This window comes from Solirubrobacter deserti (assembly GCF_027587175.1).
Classification (GTDB): Bacteria; Actinomycetota; Thermoleophilia; order Solirubrobacterales; family Solirubrobacteraceae; genus Solirubrobacter; species Solirubrobacter deserti.
On record NZ_JAPCID010000017.1, the window covers coordinates 51,406 to 69,726 of the forward strand.

General features: G+C 74.2%; 21 protein-coding genes. 9 read left to right on the forward strand and 12 right to left on the reverse strand.

Annotation, left to right across the window (positions count from 1 at the left end; translation table 11 throughout):
• Positions 1-236 precede the first annotated feature (236 nt).
• On the reverse strand, positions 237-731 hold the full coding sequence (locus OJ962_RS13900; RefSeq protein WP_202955279.1) for a winged helix-turn-helix transcriptional regulator: 495 nt from the start codon (positions 729-731) through the stop codon (positions 237-239).
• 49 nt (positions 732-780) lie between these two features.
• Here OJ962_RS13900 and OJ962_RS13905 point away from each other — a divergent pair, with 49 nt between their 5' ends.
• Positions 781-2,001: an MFS transporter gene (locus tag OJ962_RS13905; protein WP_202955280.1), complete on the forward strand. Its 1,221-nt coding sequence runs from the start codon at positions 781-783 to the stop codon at positions 1,999-2,001.
• Entirely contained in the window at positions 1,998-2,141 is a 144-nt protein-coding gene (locus OJ962_RS13910; protein WP_202955281.1) for a hypothetical protein, read from the forward strand. The genes OJ962_RS13905 and OJ962_RS13910 overlap by 4 nt, the downstream gene beginning before the upstream one ends.
• On the opposite strand, the gene OJ962_RS13915 is transcribed toward OJ962_RS13910, so the two are convergent.
• A complete protein-coding gene (locus OJ962_RS13915) occupies positions 2,138-3,322 on the reverse strand; it encodes a WD40 repeat domain-containing protein (protein ID WP_202955282.1) in 1,185 nt (394 codons plus the stop codon). The two genes, OJ962_RS13910 and OJ962_RS13915, sit on opposite strands and share 4 nt — an antisense overlap.
• 25 nt (positions 3,323-3,347) lie before the next feature.
• On the opposite strand from OJ962_RS13915, the gene OJ962_RS13920 reads away from it, so the two are divergent.
• Positions 3,348-3,863 carry a 2'-5' RNA ligase family protein gene (locus OJ962_RS13920; protein ID WP_202955283.1) on the forward strand — a complete coding sequence of 172 codons (516 nt, stop codon included), beginning with the start codon at positions 3,348-3,350 and terminating at the stop codon, positions 3,861-3,863.
• Here OJ962_RS13920 and OJ962_RS13925 read toward each other — a convergent pair.
• Positions 3,853-4,743, reverse strand: coding sequence for an alpha/beta fold hydrolase (locus OJ962_RS13925; protein WP_270006406.1), 891 nt, complete (start codon positions 4,741-4,743; stop codon positions 3,853-3,855). The genes OJ962_RS13920 and OJ962_RS13925 overlap by 11 nt on opposite strands.
• 91 nt (positions 4,744-4,834) lie before the next feature.
• On the opposite strand from OJ962_RS13925, the gene OJ962_RS13930 reads away from it, so the two are divergent.
• Complete coding sequence (locus tag OJ962_RS13930) at positions 4,835-5,446, forward strand: hypothetical protein (RefSeq protein ID WP_270006407.1); 612 nt, start codon at positions 4,835-4,837, stop codon at positions 5,444-5,446.
• Here the strand turns inward: OJ962_RS13930 and OJ962_RS13935 are convergent.
• Entirely contained in the window at positions 5,403-5,843 is a 441-nt protein-coding gene (locus tag OJ962_RS13935) for a MarR family winged helix-turn-helix transcriptional regulator (protein WP_202955285.1), read from the reverse strand. The two genes, OJ962_RS13930 and OJ962_RS13935, sit on opposite strands and share 44 nt — an antisense overlap.
• A 51-nt stretch (positions 5,844-5,894) precedes the next feature.
• Between OJ962_RS13935 and OJ962_RS13940 the strand changes: the two genes are divergently transcribed.
• A complete protein-coding gene (locus OJ962_RS13940) occupies positions 5,895-6,287 on the forward strand; it encodes an SRPBCC family protein (RefSeq protein WP_202955286.1) in 393 nt (130 codons plus the stop codon).
• Between the two features lie 5 nt (positions 6,288-6,292).
• Here OJ962_RS13940 and OJ962_RS13945 read toward each other — a convergent pair whose 3' ends face one another.
• From OJ962_RS13945 to OJ962_RS13955, 3 genes are read right to left on the reverse strand one after another with little or no spacing between them, the layout of a single operon-like run.
• Positions 6,293-7,720: an Nramp family divalent metal transporter gene (locus OJ962_RS13945; protein WP_202955287.1), complete on the reverse strand. Its 1,428-nt coding sequence runs from the start codon at positions 7,718-7,720 to the stop codon at positions 6,293-6,295.
• Positions 7,721-7,739: 19 nt separating this feature from the next.
• Positions 7,740-8,819, reverse strand: coding sequence for an ATP-dependent DNA ligase (locus tag OJ962_RS13950; protein WP_202955288.1), 1,080 nt, complete (start codon positions 8,817-8,819; stop codon positions 7,740-7,742).
• Positions 8,820-9,218: a hypothetical protein gene (locus OJ962_RS13955; RefSeq protein ID WP_202955289.1), complete on the reverse strand. Its 399-nt coding sequence runs from the start codon at positions 9,216-9,218 to the stop codon at positions 8,820-8,822.
• 59 nt (positions 9,219-9,277) lie between these two features.
• Between OJ962_RS13955 and OJ962_RS13960 the strand changes: the two genes are divergently transcribed.
• Together OJ962_RS13960 and OJ962_RS13965 are read left to right on the forward strand one after the other, a co-directional pair.
• Positions 9,278-9,622 carry a hypothetical protein gene (locus tag OJ962_RS13960; protein ID WP_202955290.1) on the forward strand — a complete coding sequence of 115 codons (345 nt, stop codon included), beginning with the start codon at positions 9,278-9,280 and terminating at the stop codon, positions 9,620-9,622.
• Positions 9,615-9,917 (forward strand): hypothetical protein, encoded by a 303-nt coding sequence (locus tag OJ962_RS13965; RefSeq protein ID WP_202955291.1) that lies wholly within the window; start codon positions 9,615-9,617, stop codon positions 9,915-9,917. The genes OJ962_RS13960 and OJ962_RS13965 overlap by 8 nt, the downstream gene beginning before the upstream one ends.
• Here OJ962_RS13965 and OJ962_RS13970 read toward each other — a convergent pair.
• The 5 genes from OJ962_RS13970 to OJ962_RS13990 are packed head-to-tail and all read right to left on the reverse strand — an operon-like array spanning position 9,910 to position 15,545.
• Entirely contained in the window at positions 9,910-11,130 is a 1,221-nt protein-coding gene (locus OJ962_RS13970; protein ID WP_202955292.1) for a circularly permuted type 2 ATP-grasp protein, read from the reverse strand. The two genes, OJ962_RS13965 and OJ962_RS13970, sit on opposite strands and share 8 nt — an antisense overlap.
• Entirely contained in the window at positions 11,127-12,407 is a 1,281-nt protein-coding gene (locus OJ962_RS13975; protein ID WP_202955293.1) for a circularly permuted type 2 ATP-grasp protein, read from the reverse strand. Before OJ962_RS13975 ends, OJ962_RS13970 begins: the two co-directional genes overlap by 4 nt.
• The gene (locus tag OJ962_RS13980; RefSeq protein ID WP_202955294.1) at positions 12,404-13,255 is read right to left on the reverse strand and encodes an ATP-grasp domain-containing protein; all 852 of its coding nucleotides are present in this window, start codon (positions 13,253-13,255) and stop codon (positions 12,404-12,406) included. Before OJ962_RS13980 ends, OJ962_RS13975 begins: the two co-directional genes overlap by 4 nt.
• The gene (locus tag OJ962_RS13985; RefSeq protein WP_202955295.1) at positions 13,246-14,349 is read right to left on the reverse strand and encodes a glycosyltransferase family 4 protein; all 1,104 of its coding nucleotides are present in this window, start codon (positions 14,347-14,349) and stop codon (positions 13,246-13,248) included. The genes OJ962_RS13980 and OJ962_RS13985 overlap by 10 nt, the downstream gene beginning before the upstream one ends.
• Positions 14,349-15,545 carry a glycosyltransferase family 4 protein gene (locus tag OJ962_RS13990; protein ID WP_202955296.1) on the reverse strand — a complete coding sequence of 399 codons (1,197 nt, stop codon included), beginning with the start codon at positions 15,543-15,545 and terminating at the stop codon, positions 14,349-14,351. The genes OJ962_RS13985 and OJ962_RS13990 overlap by 1 nt, the downstream gene beginning before the upstream one ends.
• A gap of 100 nt (positions 15,546-15,645) precedes the next feature.
• Between OJ962_RS13990 and OJ962_RS13995 the strand changes: the two genes are divergently transcribed.
• Together OJ962_RS13995 and OJ962_RS14000 are read left to right on the forward strand one after the other, a co-directional pair.
• Positions 15,646-16,662: a glycosyltransferase family 9 protein gene (locus tag OJ962_RS13995; RefSeq protein ID WP_202955297.1), complete on the forward strand. Its 1,017-nt coding sequence runs from the start codon at positions 15,646-15,648 to the stop codon at positions 16,660-16,662.
• Complete coding sequence (locus OJ962_RS14000; protein WP_202955298.1) at positions 16,659-18,275, forward strand: glycosyltransferase family 2 protein; 1,617 nt, start codon at positions 16,659-16,661, stop codon at positions 18,273-18,275. Before OJ962_RS13995 ends, OJ962_RS14000 begins: the two co-directional genes overlap by 4 nt.
• Positions 18,276-18,321: the final 46 nt, after the last annotated feature.

Consider the following 18,321-nt stretch of genomic DNA (forward strand, 5'->3'; position numbering starts at 1 on the left):
CCCGGCGGCTCGGCGTCATCGCACGATCTGGTGACGTCGACGCCTCAGGCGGCGCGGTCAGCGCTTGAACACGGTGGGCCGGGTCTGTCCAGGAGCCCGGCCCACCGCATCAATGCCCGTCGGCCGCCGCGGGAGGAGAGAGTTCGCGACGAGCGACGAGGACCATGATGTCCGCAAACGCTTGCGGCGACCATCGACCCGTGGTCGGTAATGAAGCGACCGGCGGTCGACTCGGATCAGGAGAGCGGCGTGAGCAGCCGGTGCGGGCGCCGCAGCGCGACGCTGATCGGGTCCGTGCGGACGACGACCGGCGTCCCGCTGCCCGGCCGCGTCTCGATGTCCGTCGGTGGCGGCGCGGTGCCGCACGTCGGACAGGCGCCGTCGTGTGCGAGCTCGGTCCCGCAGGTGGCATGCGCGAACAGGCGGACGGGACCGTCGGCGACGAGGTGGCGCTCGCCCCACTGCATGAGCTGGTGGACGATCGGCCACAGCTCGCGGCCGGCGTCGGTGAGCGCGTAGGGATCGCGCTGCACGATGCCGGCCTCCGCAAGCCGCGCGAGGCGCTGCGTCAGGACCGCGCGCGGGATGTCCAGGTGCGCCTGCAGGTCCGTGAAGCGCGTCACGCCGAAGAACAGGTCACGGACGATCAGCAACGTCCAGCGCTCGCCGACGACCTCGAGGGAGCGGGCGAGCGCGCAGGCCTGGGTCTCGTACTCGCGGGGAAGGGCCATCGCGCAACCACCCTACCGGTTCAGTCAATGAACTGATAGCGTCGCGGCCATGTCCACGAGCCGGCCCTGGTGGCGCAGCCCGACCGTCATCGTCGTCGCGGGCTGTCTGATCGCGATCATCACGTTCGGCGTGCGGACGAGCTTCGGCTTGTTCACGGCGCCGCTGACCGACCTGCGCGGCTGGGACCGCGAGGCCTTCGCGCTCGCGATCGCGATCCAGAATCTGCTCTGGGGCCTCGGCCAGCCGTTCGCGGGCGCCGTTGCCGACCGCTACGGCGCCGGCCGTGTGCTCGCCACCGGCGGGCTCGTGTACGCGCTCGGCGTGGCGTTGATGGCGTTCAGCACGTCGCCGGGCGCGCTGACGGTGACGGGCGGCGTGCTCGTCGGCCTGGGCGTCGCGGGCGGCTCGTTCACGATCGTGATCGCCGCCTTCGCGCGGCTGGTCGAGCCGTCCCGGCGCTCGTGGGCGATGGGCCTCGCGACCGCCGCGGGCTCGATGGGCCAGTTCCTGTTCGCCCCGCTCGGCCAGGGCTTCATCGACGCCTACGGCGCGGAGACGGCGCTGATCCTGCTCTCGTGCACGTTGCTGGTGGTGCCGCTGCTGGCGCGCTCGCTGACCGGGCGCGGCGACGACGTCGACGAGCCGGGCTCCGAGCACCTGTCCGCGCGCGGGGCGCTCAGCGCCGCCGTCCGGCACCCGAGCTACCTGCTGCTCACCAGCGGCTTCTTCGTCTGCGGCTTCCACATCGCGTTCATCACCACGCACCTGCCGCCGTACCTCACCGACCAAGGGCTGAGCAAGGGCCTGGCCGCCTGGTCGCTGTCGCTGATCGGCCTGTTCAACGTGATCGGGGCGTACTCGTCCGGCATCCTCGGCGGCCGCCACCCGCGCCGGCTGCTGCTGAGCGGGATCTACCTCGGGCGCGGCGTCGCCTTCGCGATCTTCCTGCTGATGCCGCCCACCACGGGGAGCGTGCTGCTGTTCTCGGCGCTGATCGGGCTGCTGTGGCTCTCGACCGTGCCGCTCACCTCCGGCCTGGTGGCGCTGATGTTCGGGACGCGCCACGTGGGCATGCTGTTCGGCGTGGTCTTCCTCTCGCACCAGGTCGGAGCGTTCATCGGCGCGCTGCTGGGCGGGACCATCTACGAGGCCAGCGGCAGCTACGACGTGATGTGGATCATCTGCATCGCGCTGAGCGTCGCGGCGGCGCTCGTCCACCTCCCGATCCGCGAGCGCAGCGCGGGGGCGCTCGCACCGAGCGCGGCGTGACGCGCGAGCGCGTCATGTACCTGCTCGTCGGCCTGCTGCTGACCGGCGTGAGCTTCCTCGGCGTGCTCTACCAGGTGAACGAGTCGATGGGCGCCTCGGCTGACGGCTCGGTGCCGCAGCTGATGTGCCCGCTGCACTAGTAGCGCCAGCGGATCAGCCGGTGGTCGGTGACCGCGACCAGCTCCCGCTCGGGCACGTGCTGGTGGGTCGGGGCGAAGCCGTCGATCCGGTGCACGCGGGCGCCGTCCCGGACGTCCCACACCTCGAGGCCCGCGGGCGCAGCGGCGAACAAGCGCTCGCCGTCGCCGAAGAAGCGGCCGGCGGGGCCGGCGAACGCGGTGAGCTCGCTGCCGTCGGCGGCGTCGAACACCCGCGCCCCGTCGACCATCCAGTCCTCGTCCTCGCCGATGCCGCTGATCGCCACACGCTCGGCGTCGAGCCAGCACAGGCTGCGGTTCCAGTAGTGGGCGCGCCAGGCGAGCCGGCGCAGCTGCGGCTCGGCCTCGAGATCGACGTCCCACACGCTGGGCACGCCGTGCGGGTGCCATACCCAGCCGTCGTCGAGCACCCGCGCGCCGTCCGGGCTGACGAGCAGCCGGCCGTGGAAGTAGTCCAGCTGCGGGCGTCCGCCGGACATGAGCGCGTCACCGGTGTGCAGGTCGAGCGCTTCGAGCCGGTTCCAGCCCGTGCGGTGCAGGGCGACGGTCCGCCCTTGGTGCTCGACGAACGCGAACGAGAACGGGACGGTCTCGGCGTGGTAGTCGCCGCCGTCCAGCTCCGCGACGGATGCGCCCGAGCTGAGGTCGTAGACGCGGCCGACATGGCCGAAGTCGTGGACGATCGCGGCGAACGCGCCGTCACGGGAGGCGTGCAGGCGCGCCGTGAGCGCGTGGCCCGCCCACGGCTCGCGCGGCGGCTCGGCCGGCGGGCGCTCGACCACGCACACCGGCTCGACCGCCTCGCCGGTCAGCCGGAACAACGCGCCGTCGGTGCGCGCGATCAACCACCCGCCGCCGACCGACGCCAGGTCGAGCACCTCGTCCGCGGGCCACGGCAGCGGCGTCTCGCGCAAATCCACCTCGAACGGCTCGGGCCGCGCCTTGACCTCCGGCGCGCCGTATCCGCCGTCGAGGTCGGCCTCCTCCTGGATCCAGGCGCGTTGCTCGTCGGAGACGGAGACGAGCTCGACCGGCTGCCCCGCCCGGCTGCGCGCGGAGCAGCTGACGCACAGCCACTTGGCCTCCAGGCCCACGCCCGTGTACCAGCGGTGATAGGCGACGTCCGTCGGCGCCGCGGCGAGATGGGGACAGACGTCGGCCACGGCCGCCGATGCTAGTCGTAGGCGGATGGACGTCCGGCCGCTCGTGCTCACCGCCACCCTGCCGGCACCCGAGCAGGCCTGGCTGAACGCCTGGCGGGAGGCGTACTTCCCGCCCGAGCGCAACCACCTCGCCGCCCACCTGACGCTCTTCCACGCGCTGCCCGGGGCCGAGCGGGCGGCGATCGAGGCCGAGTTGGAGGCCGTCGCGGCGCGCACGCCGCCGCCCGCGGCGCGGGCCGACCGCCTGCGCTTCCTCGGGGCCGGCGTGGCGGTCGACATCCACGCGCCCGCGCTCGTGACGCTGCGGGCGGAGCTGGCCTCGGCGTGGGCGGGCCGGCTGACGCGCCAGGACGAGCAGCCGCTGCGTCCGCACGTGACGGTCTGCAACAAGGTCACGCCCGAGCGCGCCCGCGCCGTCGAGCGCGAGCTGACCGCGCGCTTGGTGCCGCGCGCGTTCGCGCTCCCCGGCCTGGCGCTGTTCGAGTACGCGGGCGGCCCGTGGGTGCCGCTGCGCGCGTTCGAGTTCCGCGTCAGGGGCTGAGCAGCGGCCGCCAGTGGTCGGCGGTGAGCGTGGCGGGTGGCGTGTTCGCGCAGAACTCGGTCAGCACGGCGGCGAAGCGCTCGGGGTCGTGGTGATGAGGCATGTGGCCCGCGCCCTCGAACACCTCGAGCCGGCTTCCCGGCATCGCTTCGTGCGCGGCGTGGCCGTGCGCGATAGGGATGATCGAGTCGCGCTCGCCCCACACGATCAGCGTCGGGAGGACCGCCGCCAGATGCAGCCGGTCGTTGGCGCTCACGCGCTGACCGCCCGTGTCGATGACCGCGCGCACCGTGTGCAGGAACGCGCTGCGCGAGCCCGCGCTGTCGAGCGACGCGAAGCCCTTCGCCAGCACGCCGACGTCGCCCTTGGGCGCGAGGTGGCCCTGACGCAGCGCTGCAGCGATCCCGGAGCCGATCGTGCGCACGCCGCGCGAGGTCAGGACGGGCAGCACCCAGTCGGCGCCGGGAATCGTCGCGGCCCGCAGCAGCAGGTGCACCTCGCGGCCGAGCCCGCCGCTGGAGACGAGCACGAGCCGCTCGCAGCGCTCGGGGAACTGGTAGGCGAACTGCATCGCCACGCCTCCGCCGAGGGAATGGCCGACGACCGTGACCCGATCGTGACCGAGGGCGCTCAGCAGGTCGCGCACGCCGCTGGCGTGCGCGCCGAGCGAGTAGTCGCCGCGCGGGGTCGCGGAGTGGCCGTGGCCGAGCAGGTCCGGCGCGACGATGGTGAACCGGCCGGCCAGCGCGTGCACGATCGGCTCCCACGTCTCCGACGAGTTCGTCACGCCGTGCAGCAGCAGCAGGACGGGCCCTTCACCGGCGGTGCGGTAGGTGACCGTATGCCCATGGACGGCCATCTCCCGGCACTCGAGCTCCACGCAGAGAAGTACACCCGGGCGGCAGGAGGTGACGCGGAGCCGTCGGACCCCGGACCGTGAGCGGGGTCTGCCCGCTAGCTTCGACGTCGAGATGCGCGGGGCATGGCGGCTGATCACGCCGGGCCGGAGATACCACCCGCCGGTGGCGGCAGACGATCCGGTGGCGCGCGAGCTGCGCGCGCTGGCCGAGCGCGACCGCGCCGCCGGGACGACGATCGGCGACTGGTCCCAGCAGGAGCGGGAGCGCTGGCTGAAGGGGTTCGCCGGCTGGCGGCTGGTGAGGGCCCACTACGACCCGGTGCGCCACCCGGAGAAGCTGGATGCTCCGCCCGCCTGGACGGACGAGCTCGTGCTGCTGCTCGTCGTGACGCTGGTGGCCGCGTACACCGACCGGCTTCCGGACGCCGCTTGGACGATGGTGGTCTTCGGCCCGCTCTGGCACGCGATGACGGCGCTCGAGGAGGCGGCGCGCCGGCGCAGCGCGCGGCGGCTCGGGCTGACGCCGGAGACCTTGCCGCGGGCCGCCACGGTCTCCGGCGCGGCGTTCTTGGTGCCGCTGACGTTGGGGCCGTGGACGTGGCGCAAGCTCCGTGGCGAGTCCACACGGCGCGACCGCCAGACGTGGGCGTTCTATCTGGCCGCGCGGGTCATCGCCGTCGTCAACGAGCGTCGCTCGTGGCGTCAGGCGACGCGCCCGCGGTGAGCCGCGCGAGCGCGGACAGCAGCGTCTCCCGCTCGTCCGCGCCGAGGACGCTCAAGATCTCGTCCTCGACGCGCCGCACGTCCCGCTGGATGGCGGCGTGCTTGGCGCGGCCCTCCGGCGTGAGCTCGATCACCCGCGCGCGGCGGTCCGCGGGATCGGGCGCGCGGGAGATCAGGCCGTCGGCCTCCAGGCCGTCGAGGATCTTGATCAGCCGCGACTTGTCGTAGCCCATCGCCTCGGCGAGCGCGAGCTGCGTCGGCGCCGAGCCGCGCGCGAGCAGCGTGAGCGCCACGTAGGCCCACATGCTCACGCCGTGCGCCGCCAGCAGCGGCCGCTCGGCCTCCATCATCCGCCGGGCGCCGCGGGCGAACAGCGCACCGAGATCCTCACGATCCATGCGCTGAGAGTACGCGTGGACAAATCGTATGTAACTGCTTATGATCTACGAATGCATACGAATCGGTCGGTCACCAGCTCGATCTCCATCCGCGCGACGCCGGAGGCGGTGCTGGATCTGGTGGGCGACGCGCACGCGCTGCCGCGCTGGGCGCCGGGCTTCGCCCGGTCGGTACGCGCGGCCGGCGAGCACTGGGTGGTCGACACGGGCGCCGGGGAAGCGCTCATCGACCTGCGCGTGTCACGCGAGCGCGGCACGGTGGACATCGTGTCGGTCGATCAGCCCGCACGTGCCGTCTTCACGCGCGTGCTCGCCAACGGCGAGGGCGCCGAGTACCTGTTCACCCAGTTCTTCCCCGAGTCGGTGAGCGAAGCCGACCTGCGGCGCCAGGTCGGCGTCGTCGAGGGCGAGCTGGAGACGGTCCGGCGCCTCGCCGAGGCCTGAGGCGGCTACTCGAACAGCTGGCGGCCCTCTTCGATCAGCGTGATCACCGACAGCACGCCGAAGAACCCGGCGGAGAAGAGCAGGACCACGACGCGGGCGCCGCGCACGCGGATCGCCTCGGGCAGCGAGCGCCGGTTCATGATCAGCAGCAGGATCGAGTAGACGAACATCATCACGCCGCCGACGCAGGCCGAGATCACGAGCAGGATCAGCGGCTGGTCGAGCCCGACGAGCAGGATCAGGCAGCCGATGATCACCAGGCCCCAGACGAGCCCGAAGTACAGGCGGCTCTCGCTGAGCCCCGAGTTGCGGAAGTAGTTGACCTTGAGCGTGTCGGCGGCGACGCGGCTCGTGTAGTCGACGATGCCCATCGACGCCGCGAGCAGCGAGAACGCGCCGATGCCCCAGAACAGCGGCCCCATCCACGAGCCCGCGAGCTCGTTGAGGCGGTTGCCCTCGACCTCGAGGAAGCTGATGTCGTCGGTCAGCCCTTCCTGGCCGAACACGGTCGAGTAGGCGAGCATCGACGTGAACGTGATCGTGATCACCGTGATGGCCACGAACGTGCACAGCTGCTCGAGGTTCGCGAACCGCCACCACGCGCGCCAGCGGGAGAGGTTGCGCTCGGTCGGCTCGAACACGAAGCCCGTGCTCGGCGCCGCCTCCTCCTGGCCCGTGACCGGGCTGACCAGGCGCGGGACGTACTTGCCCATGCCGAAGCCCTTGTCGCGGATCCAGTTCGACTGGCACAGGTTCTGCCCGCCGCCGGCGCCGGCGAAGGCGAGGGCGCCCAGCAGGACCGCGAAGTCGAGCTCGCCCGGGAACGTGCCGAAGCTCGTCACCACGTTGCTGACCTCGCCGGCGGCCTCGCCCGAGATGGCGGTGAAGGCCGCGACGCCGAAGAAGATCACGATCAGCGCGACCTTGAGGAAGATCACGCGCTCGACCGCGTCATAGACGACCGGGGCGAGCGTCAGCGACAGGCCGACGAGGACGAGGATGCCGATCGCGATCGGCACGGGATCTCCGCCGCCGAACAGGTAGGTCATCAGCGTCGCCGAGCTCGTCGACCAGCCCGGCCACAGGTTCGCGAAGTAGATGAGGATCACGAAGAACAGGCCCCAGTGCCGCCAGAGGCGGCTGAAGCCGGTCAGCGCCGTCTCGCCGGTCGCGAGCGTGTAGCGCTCGATCTCCATGTTCAGGAAGAACTGGACGATCACGCCCACGAACGCGGCCCACAGGAACACGAGGCCGACCTGCGAGGAGATGTACGGCCACAGGATGAACTCGCCGGACGCGAGGCCGACGCCGGCGCCGACGACGCCCGGGCCGATGATCCGCCACATCGACTTCGGCGGCTCGGGCAGCTCGCGGACCTCGACCTCGGGCAGGTGCGCGCTGGCGGGCGGGGAGGTGAAGGCGCGATCGCTCATCGCCTTCGCATACCCGGGATCACGCAGAGAGAACGTCCATGAGGTCGAACGGCTCCGGGCGATCGAGCTGCGCGTAGCCGCACGTCTGCGGGTCGCGGTCCGGGCGCCAGCGCACGAACTGCGGCGGATGCCGGAAGCGCGCGCCCTCGAGGTAGTCGTAGCGGACCTCGACCACCCGCTCGGGGCGCAGCGGCACGAACGACAGGTCCTTCTTCGGGTTCCAGCGGCTGCCGCCCTCCGGTGCGACGGCCAGCTCGGCGGCCCAGTGCCACGGGTGCTCGGCGAAGTCGACCACCAGCGGCTGGAGCTCGGCGAACAGCGCCCGCCGGCGGGCCATCGGGAACGCACCGATGACGCCGACCGAGGCGAGCCGGCCGTACTCGCTGCTCCAGGGCGAGGGCGGCGCGGCCTCGTCGATGTAGAGGCCGAGCAGCAGCGAGCCGATCGCGTCCTCGGCGCGCTTGTGCACGCGGTAGCCGGCGAGCACGCAGTCCGCGGTGCGCACGTGCTTGACCTTGGTCATCACGCGCTTGTCGGGCTGGTAGGTGAGGTCGGGATGCTTGGCGATCAGCCCGTCGAGCCCGGCGCCTTCGAAGCGCTCGAACCAGGCGTGCGCCGTGGCCTCGTCGGCCGTGATCGGGGTGACGTAGACCGGCGGCGCGGCGTCCGCCAGAGTCGCTTCCAGCCGCGCGCGGCGCTGCGCGAACGGCTCGCCGGTCAGGTCTTCGTCGCCGAGCGCGAGCAGGTCGAAGGCGATGAAGCTCGCCGGCGTCTCGCCCGCCAGGCGGGTGACGCGGCTCGCGGCGGGATGGATGCGCTGCTGCAGCGCCCAGAAGTCGAGCCCGCCCTCACCCGCGATCACGATCTCGCCGTCGATGATCGCGCGCGACGGGAAGTTGGCCTTGACCGCCTCGACGATCTCCGGGAAGTAGCGCGTCATCGGCCGCTCCTTGCGGCTGCCGATCTCCACCTCGTCGCCGTCGCGGAACACGATCGAGCGGAAGCCGTCCCACTTGGGCTCGTAGAAGTGGCCCGGCGGGATCGTCGCCGCCGGCTTGGCGAGCATCGGCGCGACGGGCGGCGTCAGCGGCAGCTGCACCTAGCGACGCCGATGACGGCGCAGCTGCTCGGCCTGAGCCCGCAGCGCCTGCGCATCCGAGCGGCGCTCGGCGGCGGCCTCGCGGGTCATCCACAAGTCCGCGCGCCGTATGTCGAGCACCATCCGGTGCATCGAGAGGCCGCTGAGGATCGCTCGGCGATGCGCGAGGATGCTCGGCGGGCCGTCCGGGGCACCGCGCATGGCCCGTGCCTGCTCTCGCAGAAGGGCGGCAGCCCGACGCGTCTCGGTCGTGCGCAGGCGCAGCTCCAGGACGCGGCGGGCGGGGCGGCCGGCGGCGAAATCGGCCGCGTCGGCGGTCTCGGCGGCGTCGGCCAGGCAGCGCAGCATGATCTCGCGGTCGAGCAGCGCGCGGGCGGGGAGCGGCTCGGTGACAGGCACGTGACTGACGCTAGGACGGGCGCGCGTGCCGTTCAACCCGGGTGGGGAGGAATCGGACCATGGCATCACAGCTGAGCGCCGAGCGCGCGGCCCGGAACGAATCAGTCTTCCGCAACGCGAACGAGCGGATCGAGCAGCGGCTCGGCGAGCTCTCGCTGCTCGACGGCCGCTCACCGTTCCTGTGCGAGTGCGAGGACCCGTTGTGTGCGAGCCCGGTGCGGCTCTCGGCGGAGGAGTACGAGGCGGTCCGCGCGCACCCGCAGCGCTTCATCGTCGTGCCGGGCCACGGTGCGGGTGAGGCCAAGGTCACGCGCTCCGAGGGGTACGACATCATCGAGAAGCACGGCGCCGAGGGCCGTGTGGCCGCGGACCTGGATCCACGCCAAGGAGGAGCCGATGAGTGACCGCGCACGCCGGATCGCCGACAACGAGCGACGCTTCCGCGTCTTCAACGAGCAGGTGCGCGAAGTGGGGGCGCAGCTGCGGACCGCGCCCGCCTTCATGTGCGAGTGCGGGGACCCGCAGTGTCAGGCGGCCGTCACGCTCAGCGCCGAGGAGTACGCGCGCGTGCGAGCGGACCCACGCTGGTTCGTCGTCCTGCCCGAGCACGAGCGGCTCGGCGTCGAACGCGTGGTCGCGTGCCACGACCACTTCCGGATCGTGGAGAAGATCGGCGAGGGCGCGAAGCTCGTCACGTGACCCACACGGCCTTGATGCCGCCGCCCGCGGACGTGTTGACGATCGCGGCGCGCGGGTCCGTCGGGTAGCGGCTGACGCCGCCGGGCGGGACGACCCAGCCGGCCGGGGTGCGGACGGCGAACGCCCGCAGGTCGACGGGCCGGAGCTCGAGCGCCGGGCCGGTCGGGTGCAGCGACAGCGGCAGGTAGCGCTGCGCGACCCAGCGGTGCGGCGCGCGCCGGAGCTCGGCGGTCACGGTGGCGATCGCCTCTGACGACGCGGCCGGGCCGACCACGACGCCGCGGCCGCCCGCGCCGTGGCTGGGCTTGAAGACGAGCTCGCGCGGGTCCAGCTCGAGGGCGTCGGGGCCGAGGAACGTCTCCGCGGTGGCGAGCCTCGGTGTCTCGCCGAGGAGGTCGCGGATGAGCGGCTCGGCGTCGGCGAGCAGCCGCTTGTCCTCGACGACGCCGCAGCCCGGGCGGTTGAGCACGCGGACCTCGCCCGCGAGCAGCGGCTCGAGCAGCCGGTCGCCGAGCGGGGTGCGGTGGCCGGCGTCGTCGAACACGCGGTCCTCGGCGGTGCGGTACCAGACCGTGCGCGGGAGCGGGTCGTGGGGCTCGAGCAGCGGGAGGCCGAGGAAGCGCGCGAGCCACGCGGTCTCCCAGCTCGGCGGGTCATTGGGCAGGATCGCGGCGTCCTCCCCGAGTGCCGCCTTCAGCGCATCACGCAAGGGCGCCGCCGTGTCGCGCGGCGCGTGCGCGACGTGCTCCCACAGGCGCGCGACCTCACGCGCGGCGGGCAGGGCGACGTGGCCCGGCGTGAGGACGTTGGCCTCGAGCAGGACGAACGCCCCGTCCGGGCCGCGCGCGACGTCGAAGCCGACGACCGCGAGCGGTGGCCCGGGCAGCTCGACGCCTTCGAGCAGGCGCTCGCGGTAGTGCGACGTGGCGGTCACGGGGTGCGCGCCCGGGCCGGCGAGCAGCAGCGCTTCCAGCAGGCGCGCGCGCTGTTCCAGGCCGGCCGCGAGCGGCTCCCACTCGGCCGCGGTGAGGATGCGCGGAAGGCCGTCCACCGGAAGCGGGCGCGCCTGGGCACCGCCGCCGATCGCGATGCTGGTGTCGTGCAGGCACGGGCCGTGCTCGGCGAACGCGTCCAGGGCGGGCGCGTAGGCGGCGCGAGGGGAGCCGTCGGGCGCGAACGCCTCGTCGTAGGCGGCGGTGGCGAGCGCGGTCACGCCGGGACCCAGGTGTCCTTGCCGCCGCCGCCCTGGGAGGCGTTGACGATCAGGTTGTCGCGCTCGAGCGCCACGCGCGTGAACGCGACCGGGAGGACGACGTGTCGCTCGCCGTCCCAGCAGGCGAACGGGCGCAGGTCGACGTGCCGCGGCTCCAGCCGCCCGCCGACCACCGTGGGGTGCGTGGAAAGCGCGACCGGCTCCTGCGCGATCCACTCGCCGGGGTCGCGTTCGACCGCGGCGCGGACCTCGTCCAGCTGGTCGCGCGTGGCGTGCGGGCCGATGCACACGCCGTAGCCGCCGGAGCCCGAACGCGGCTTGAGGACGAGCTCGTGCGCGCGCTCGAGCGTTGAGGCGGCGTCGAAGGTCGGTACCGAGCGCAGCAGCGGCTCCTCGCACAGGAAGAAGCGGATCACGTCCTCGACGTAGGGGAAGACGCGCTTGTCGTCGGCGATGCCCGCGCCGAACGCGTTCACGACGGCGAGCGTCCCGGCTTCGATGGGACCCAGCAGCGCGCGGCCGAGCGCGTTGAGCTCGCCGGCGTCGTCGCGCAGGCGTTCCTCGGACGTGCGCCGCCACAGCACGTCGATGGCCCGACCGTCGGGGCCGATCAGACGATCGCGTTCGGTGCGGACGTCGTCGAGCTCGAGCAGCGGGACGCCGAGCAGCTCGGCGGTCGCACGCAGCTCCCACCGCAGCGCGCTCCGGCCCAGGTCGCCGAGCACCGCGACGTTCGGATCCGGCGCGGGCGACGCCGCCCGCAGCATCCGCCACAGCGTCTCGCGCACGCGGGTGGCGAGCGCCTGCGGGTCGGGGCCGCCGTCGACGTGGCGTGCGACGAGTCGCCGCAGCGCGAGCGCGAACAGCACCATCGTCGGTGTGCGCACGTTGTCCTCGAGCACGACGAGCCGTCCCTCGCCGTCGCGCACGACGTCCGGGCCGGCGAAGCCGATGTACCGGTGCGGGACGGGCAGCGCGGGCTCGAGATAGCGGCTCGTCGCCAGCACGTCCGCGGGCACCACGCCGGCGTGGACCGCGTGGCGCCCGCCGTGCGCGTCCGCCGCGAACGCCTCCAGCGCCCGGACGCGCTGGACCATGCCCCGGCTGAGCGTCTCCCACTCGTCCACGGCGAACGCGCGCGGGACCGGGTCGACGTGGAACAGGTGCTCGTCGGGGCCGGCGCCGTGCACGATTCGCTCGCGGGCGACGTCGGCGCGGAGCGCTGCCGCCGCGGCGAGTGCCCGCCGCGGCTCGACGGCCGAGGGCTCGGCGATCACGCGGCGACGCGGGCTCGTCGCAGGGCCGCGGCGGCGACGAACTCGCCCTGGGCGGGATCGGTGACGTCGAACCCGAACGGCGCGTTGGCTTCCAGCGCGAGCAGCCGCCCGTCCTCGGCGATCAGCACGTCCACGCCCATCAGGCCGCCGCCGAGCGTCTCGACCATCCGCTGCGCCAGCGCGGCCATCTCCACCGGTGGCTCGTACACGCGCGGATAGACCGTCCCGTGCGTGATCAGCGCACCCGGCTGCCGCGCCTTCTCGTATGCGAGCGAGGTCCGCTCCGGCGTGGCGAACAGCCGCACGCAGCGCGGCTCGGGCACCCACTCCTGCAGCAACGCCGTTCCGCGTCGCTCCCCGCCGCGCGCCTCGTCCTCGCGCCAGGCCCGCACGTGCGCGCGCGCCTCCTCGAAGGAGTGCACGAGCGCGATGTGGCGCGCCCCGTCGCACAGCGCGGGCTTGAGCACGAGCGGCCCGTCCGGCCACTCCGGCAGCTCGTCGAGCGCCCACGTCGCCGGCTGGGGCACGCCGTGCGCGGCCCAGATCGCGTGCGTGACCAGCTTGTCCGCTGACGCGACGATCGCCGCCACCGGGTTGGTCAGCGGGACGCCGCACGCTTCCAGCAGCGTGGCCGCCGCGAGCGTCGGCGCGAACGCCGCGACCTCCTCGACCAGCACGTGCGCCACCGCGAGGTCGTACGCCGGCGGTCCGCTCATGCCCCATCCCGGCGGCACCTGAGCGACCCCCTCGACGCTCGCCCCGTGTTCTTCGAGCGCGCGCGTCCACGCCTCGGCGAACCCGGTGCCCGCGTAGAAGTCCGCGTCGGTCATGACGAGCGCTACACGCACGCCGGCTCCTCGACCACCGCGCGCGGGCGCGCGGCCGCTTCGAGCGCGGCCAGCACCGCCGCGTGCGACTTCGCCGCCGGGAACGCCGCGGCGGTCTTACGGCCCGCCGCCACGAGCGCGCGGCGCAGCGGCGCGTGCTCGGCCAGCGCGCGGACGGCGGCGGCGGTGGCGGCGACGTCGCCGGACGGGGCGAGCAGCGCGTTCTCGCCGTCGCGCAGGTACTCGGCCGAGCCGCCGCGGCCCGTGGCGACGACGGGGCGGCCGACGGCCATCGCTTCCAGCGGCACGAGGCCGAACGGCTCGTCCCAGCGGACCGGGAACAGGACGGCGTCGGCGGCGGCGTAGCGCTCGCGCAGGGCCTCGCGCGGCACGGACGCGGCGAACCTGACGCGGCCCGCCACTCCCGCCGCGCGGGCCAGCGCGCGCAGGTCGGCGAGGTAGTCCGGCGCGCCGTCGCCGACGATGTCGAGCCGCATCCCGGGGAGCTGCGCGAGCGCGCGGATCGCAACGTCGATGCCCTTCAGCGGCGAGACGCGGCCGGCGTAGAGCAGGCGGCCGTCCCACGCGCGCTCGTCGGCGGGCGCGAGCGGCTCGATGCCCGCGTGCACCACGCGCCCGTCGCCGCCGACCCGCGCGCGCAGGTGCTCGGAGACGAACAGCCAGCGGCTGCGGTGGAACGCGGGCGCGCGCCGCGTCATGCGGGCCCATGGATCGCGCTCGGGGCCGTCCAGCATCCAGCCGTCGCACACCACGCCGACGGTGGGCACGTCCGCGCGGCGCAACAGTGACATCGACAGCTCGCCGAGCCGCCACCAGCACACGACGTCCGGGCGCACCCGCTCCAGCTCGCGTTCGAAGGCGCGGGCGTTGTGCGCCTCGGCGCGCCAGGCCTCCTCGGGCGAGGTCGGCTGGGGGACGACGGGGAACCGCCGCAGCGTCCGTGCGACGTCGCCGTCGCGCTCGCCGCGCCCCGCGCACAGGACGCGCGCGACGTGGCCGTGCGCGCGGGCGTGTGCGGCGAACCCCGCGCACTGTAGCTCGTACCCGCCGCGCCGCTCGGGCGGGTAATCGGTCCCGACGCACAGGATCCGCATCAGGCGACGGCCACCAGCTCGGCCGCGGTGGGCTCGAAGCCGAGCGCGGCGTCGTAGACCTCGAGCACGCGCTCGGCGAGCCCGTCCCAGCCGTAGGCCCGCGCGCGCTCGCGCGCCAGCGCGCCCAGGCGCTCGGCCTCGTCGCGATCCTCGAGCACGCGGTTGACGCCCGCCGCGAACGCGACCGGATCGCCGGGCGCGACGAGCACGCCCGCGTCGCCGAGTGCGCCCGGGATGCCGCCCGTGTCGGACGCGACGATCGGGAGCCCGGCCTGCATGCCCTCGAGCACGACGGTCCCGAGCTCCTCGTACACCGACGGCACGACGAGCACGTCGGCGTGCCGCATGATCGCGCCGATCGCGTGGTGCGGCCGGAAGCCGGCGAAGTACACGCGGTCTCCGATTCCCGCCGCGCGCACCGCGGCCTCGGCCGCCGCGCGCTCCGGTCCGTCGCCGACCACCACCAGCGGCCCGCGCAGCGCCGCAGCCGCCTGGATCAACGTCTCGATCCCCTTCTGCCGGTGCAGCCGTCCGACGAACAGCGCGCGCGGCCGCGGCACCTGCGGAAACGGGTCGGCCACGTCGCCGGCGAACTCGGCCGGAACGACCCCCGACGGGATCACCCGCACCCGCTCGGCCGCAACGCCGCCGTCGATCAGCCGCTCCGCCAAGCGCGGCGTGAGCCCGATCACCTGCGCGCAATGCCGCTCGGCCCAGTCCTCGATCCGCCCGCCGACGGCCTTCAGCGCCCGGGCCCGCAGCCCGGCGGCGACGAACGTGTGGTGCAGGCTCGTGTGGACCGTGATCACCAGCGGCGCGCCCGCGCGCTCGGCCGCCATCCGCGCGAGCGGCAGCACCGCGAGGTCCTCGCCGACGTGCGCATGCACCAGGTCGAGGCCTGGCGCGTGCCGCCACGCGGACCGCGCGGCACCCACGCAGTAGAGCTGCCGCGCGGCGCGCAGGCGCAGGCCGTGGCGCAGCACCACGACGCCCGGCGACGGCGCGTCGCGCCGCGGCGCCCCGGGCGGGCGGCCCGTCACGACGGTCTGCCGCACGCCGCGCGCCGCCAGCGCGCGGGTGAGCTGGCCCGTGTGGTTCTGCATCCCGCCGATGGGGTCGAAGCGCGCCCCGTGCGCGAGCACGGCGTCGGGCGGCTCGAACACCGAGCACAGTCGCAGGACGTGTGGACGCTTCACCGCAACGCCTTACCCCCGCTGTCCGCGAGCCGGATTTCCGACCCGTCCGGGCTCTGACGGTTGCCTCCCCGCCGCCAGACCCGTGGGTAGGGGCGCAGCAATGACGCCCCTGGGCACCGTCGAATCGGTCGCGATCCTGCGGGCTCGCACCGGTCTCGGCGACCTGCTGTGCGGGGTTCCGGGGCTGCGCGCGCTGCGGGCGCGGCTGCCGCACGCGCACATCACGTTGATCACCTACGCCGAGATGGCGCCGGTCGTCGAGCGGATGCGCACCTACGTCGACGAGCTGCTGCCGTTCCCGGGCTGGCCGGGCATCCCGGAGCGTCCCGTGGACGAGCAGGCGCTGCCCGCGTACCTCGCGGACGCCCGCGCTCGCCGCTTCGACCTCGCGCTGCAGGCGTACGGCGCCAACCCCGCCGCCAACGAGGCCACGGCCGCGCTCGGCGCCCGCCGTACGGGCGGCTTCTTCATCACCGGCACGATCGAGCCCGACCTCGCCGTGCACCTGCCGTACCCCGAGCACCGGCACGAGATCGACCGCCACCTGGACCTGATGGCGCACCTCGGCGCGCCGCCCGCGGGCCGCGCGCTGGAGTTCCCGCTCACGCCCGAGGACGAGGCGAGCGCCGCCGCGGTCAAGCCGGACGGGCCGTACGCGCTGGTGCACCCGGGCGCGACGTCGCCGAGCCGCCGCTGGCCGGCGGAGCGCTTCGCGCGCGTCGCGGACGAGCTGGCACGCCGCGGGCTGCAGGTCGGCATCACCGGCGTGCCGTCGGAGGCCGAGCTGGTCGCGGAGGTGCGCGGGCACATGCGCGCGCCGTCGCTGGACCTGTGCGGGCGCACGTCGCTCGGTGGCTTCGCGGCGCTGCTGCGCGACGCCGAGCTGATCGTCTCCAACGACACGGGCGCGGCGCACCTGGCGGCGGCGGTGGACACGCCGTCCGTGACGCTGTTCCTCGCCGGCGACCCCGTCCGCTGGGCCCACCCGCGGCCGCACGCGGTCGTGCGCGTGCAGGTCGAGTGCAACCCGTGCCGGCACCTCGTGTGCCCGATCGACCACCGCTGCGCGCAGCGCCTCGAGGTCGCGCACGTCCTCGCCGCCGTAGACGCGTTGTGATCTCGGTCCTCATGCCCGTGTACGCGCAGGCGGCGTTCCTGCCGCGGGCGCTCGCGTCGCTGCACGCGCAGGACCACACGGACTGGGAGCTGGTCGTGATCGACGACGGCTCGCCCGAGCCGGTCGACGTGGACGGCGCACGGCTCATCCGCCACGTGGAGAACCGCGGGCTGGGCGCCGCGCTCAACACCGGCCTGGACGCGGCGCAGGGCGACGTCATCGCCTACCTCCCGGCCGACGACGTCTTCCACGCCCACCACCTCAGCACGCTGCTCGCGCTCCTCGACCGCGCCGCGCTCGCGCGGACCGGCGAAGGCCCGCTGCAGCTCGTCCAGGTCGCGCACCGGCGCACCGGGCACCGCTGGGTCGAGCGCGCGGAGCTCGAGAGCGACGACCTCGAGCGCCTGTTCTTCGCTCGCCTCCAGCCGCGTGCGAGCGACCCCGCGCCCACCTCCACCTGGACCGAGCACCCCGGTCAGCGCCACCGCGTCCTGCGGCCCTCGCAGGACGGCGGCCTGAACACCTTCCGCCGCCGCTATCGCGCCCGCGGCCCGCTCCACCTCGAGGCGGAGGGCAGGCTCGTGGCGGACGAGCGCCGCCGCTATGCGCCGTTCGCGCACCACGAGCCCGCGCCGCCGAAGCTGCGCGTCCTGCTCGCGGGCGAGCTCGGCTACAACCCCGAGCGCATCCTCGCGCTCGAGACGCGCGGCTGCGACCTCAGCGGCCTGTGGATCGACGACCCGCTCGGCTTCATGGCCGTCGGCCCGCTCGCGTTCGGCAACGTCACCGACGTCGACGACTGGCGGGACGCGAAGCCGGATGTCATCTACGCGCTGCTCAACTGGCGCGCCGTCCCGCTCGCGCACCGGCTACTCGACAACGGCGTCCCGCTCGTCTTCCACTTCAAGGAGGCGCCGCAGCGCTGCCTCGCGCGCGGCGACTGGCCGCTGCTCGTCGACGTGCTGGCACGAGCGGACACCGTGATCCTCGCCAGCCCGGAGGAGCGCGACTGGCTGCTGGCCTCGCTGCCCCAGCTGGACCCGGCCCGCTTCCACGCGATGGACGGCGACCTGCCCAAGCGCGAGTGGCTGGACGCGACGCCCAGCACGCCAACCGGCGACGGCCTGGACACCGTCCTGCTCGGGCGCCCGTACGGCTTCGACGCCGCGCTCTACGAGGCGCTGGCCGCGCGCGGCATCCGCGTTCACCACGAGCAGACGCTCCAGCCCCACGAGTGGGTGAGCGCGCTCAGCCGCTACGACGCGGGCTGGCTGCACCCGGTCGCCCCGCGCAACGGCGGCGACCCGCACGCCGCCGCCTGGGACGACCTCAACCTGCCCGCACGGCTGCCGACGCTCGTCGCCGCCGGCCTGCCGCTGATCGCACCCCGCGGCGGCCAGCACGAGATCTCCGCCGTCGGCCGGCTCGCCACCGAGCTCGGCTGCGGCGTCCTCTACGAGGACCTCGACGACCTCGCCGCGCAGCTGCGCGACACGACCGCCATGCAGGGGCGGGGCGCCGCCGCCTGGGGGGCGCGCGAGACGCAGACCTTCGACCACCACGCCGATCAGCTCGTGCGCTGGCTCCAGGCCGCGGCGGGACGGACCCCATGACGCGTGCGAGCGCCTCGGCGGGGGTTCGCCGAGGCGCTCGCGTGTG

Coding starts and splice junctions, on each gene's coding strand:
- OJ962_RS13900 (WP_202955279.1), bottom strand. CDS start 731: ATGGCCCTTCCCCGCGAGTACGAGACCCAGGCCTGCGCGCTCGCCCGC.
- OJ962_RS13905 (WP_202955280.1), top strand. CDS start 781: ATGTCCACGAGCCGGCCCTGGTGGCGCAGCCCGACCGTCATCGTCGTC.
- OJ962_RS13920 (WP_202955283.1), top strand. CDS start 3,348: ATGGACGTCCGGCCGCTCGTGCTCACCGCCACCCTGCCGGCACCCGAG.
- OJ962_RS13930 (WP_270006407.1), top strand. CDS start 4,835: ATGCGCGGGGCATGGCGGCTGATCACGCCGGGCCGGAGATACCACCCG.
- OJ962_RS13935 (WP_202955285.1), bottom strand. CDS start 5,843: ATGGATCGTGAGGATCTCGGTGCGCTGTTCGCCCGCGGCGCCCGGCGG.
- OJ962_RS13940 (WP_202955286.1), top strand. CDS start 5,895: ATGCATACGAATCGGTCGGTCACCAGCTCGATCTCCATCCGCGCGACG.
- OJ962_RS13945 (WP_202955287.1), bottom strand. CDS start 7,720: ATGAGCGATCGCGCCTTCACCTCCCCGCCCGCCAGCGCGCACCTGCCC.
- OJ962_RS13960 (WP_202955290.1), top strand. CDS start 9,278: ATGGCATCACAGCTGAGCGCCGAGCGCGCGGCCCGGAACGAATCAGTC.
- OJ962_RS13965 (WP_202955291.1), top strand. CDS start 9,615: ATGAGTGACCGCGCACGCCGGATCGCCGACAACGAGCGACGCTTCCGC.
- OJ962_RS13985 (WP_202955295.1), bottom strand. CDS start 14,349: ATGCGGATCCTGTGCGTCGGGACCGATTACCCGCCCGAGCGGCGCGGC.
- OJ962_RS13995 (WP_202955297.1), top strand. CDS start 15,646: ATGACGCCCCTGGGCACCGTCGAATCGGTCGCGATCCTGCGGGCTCGC.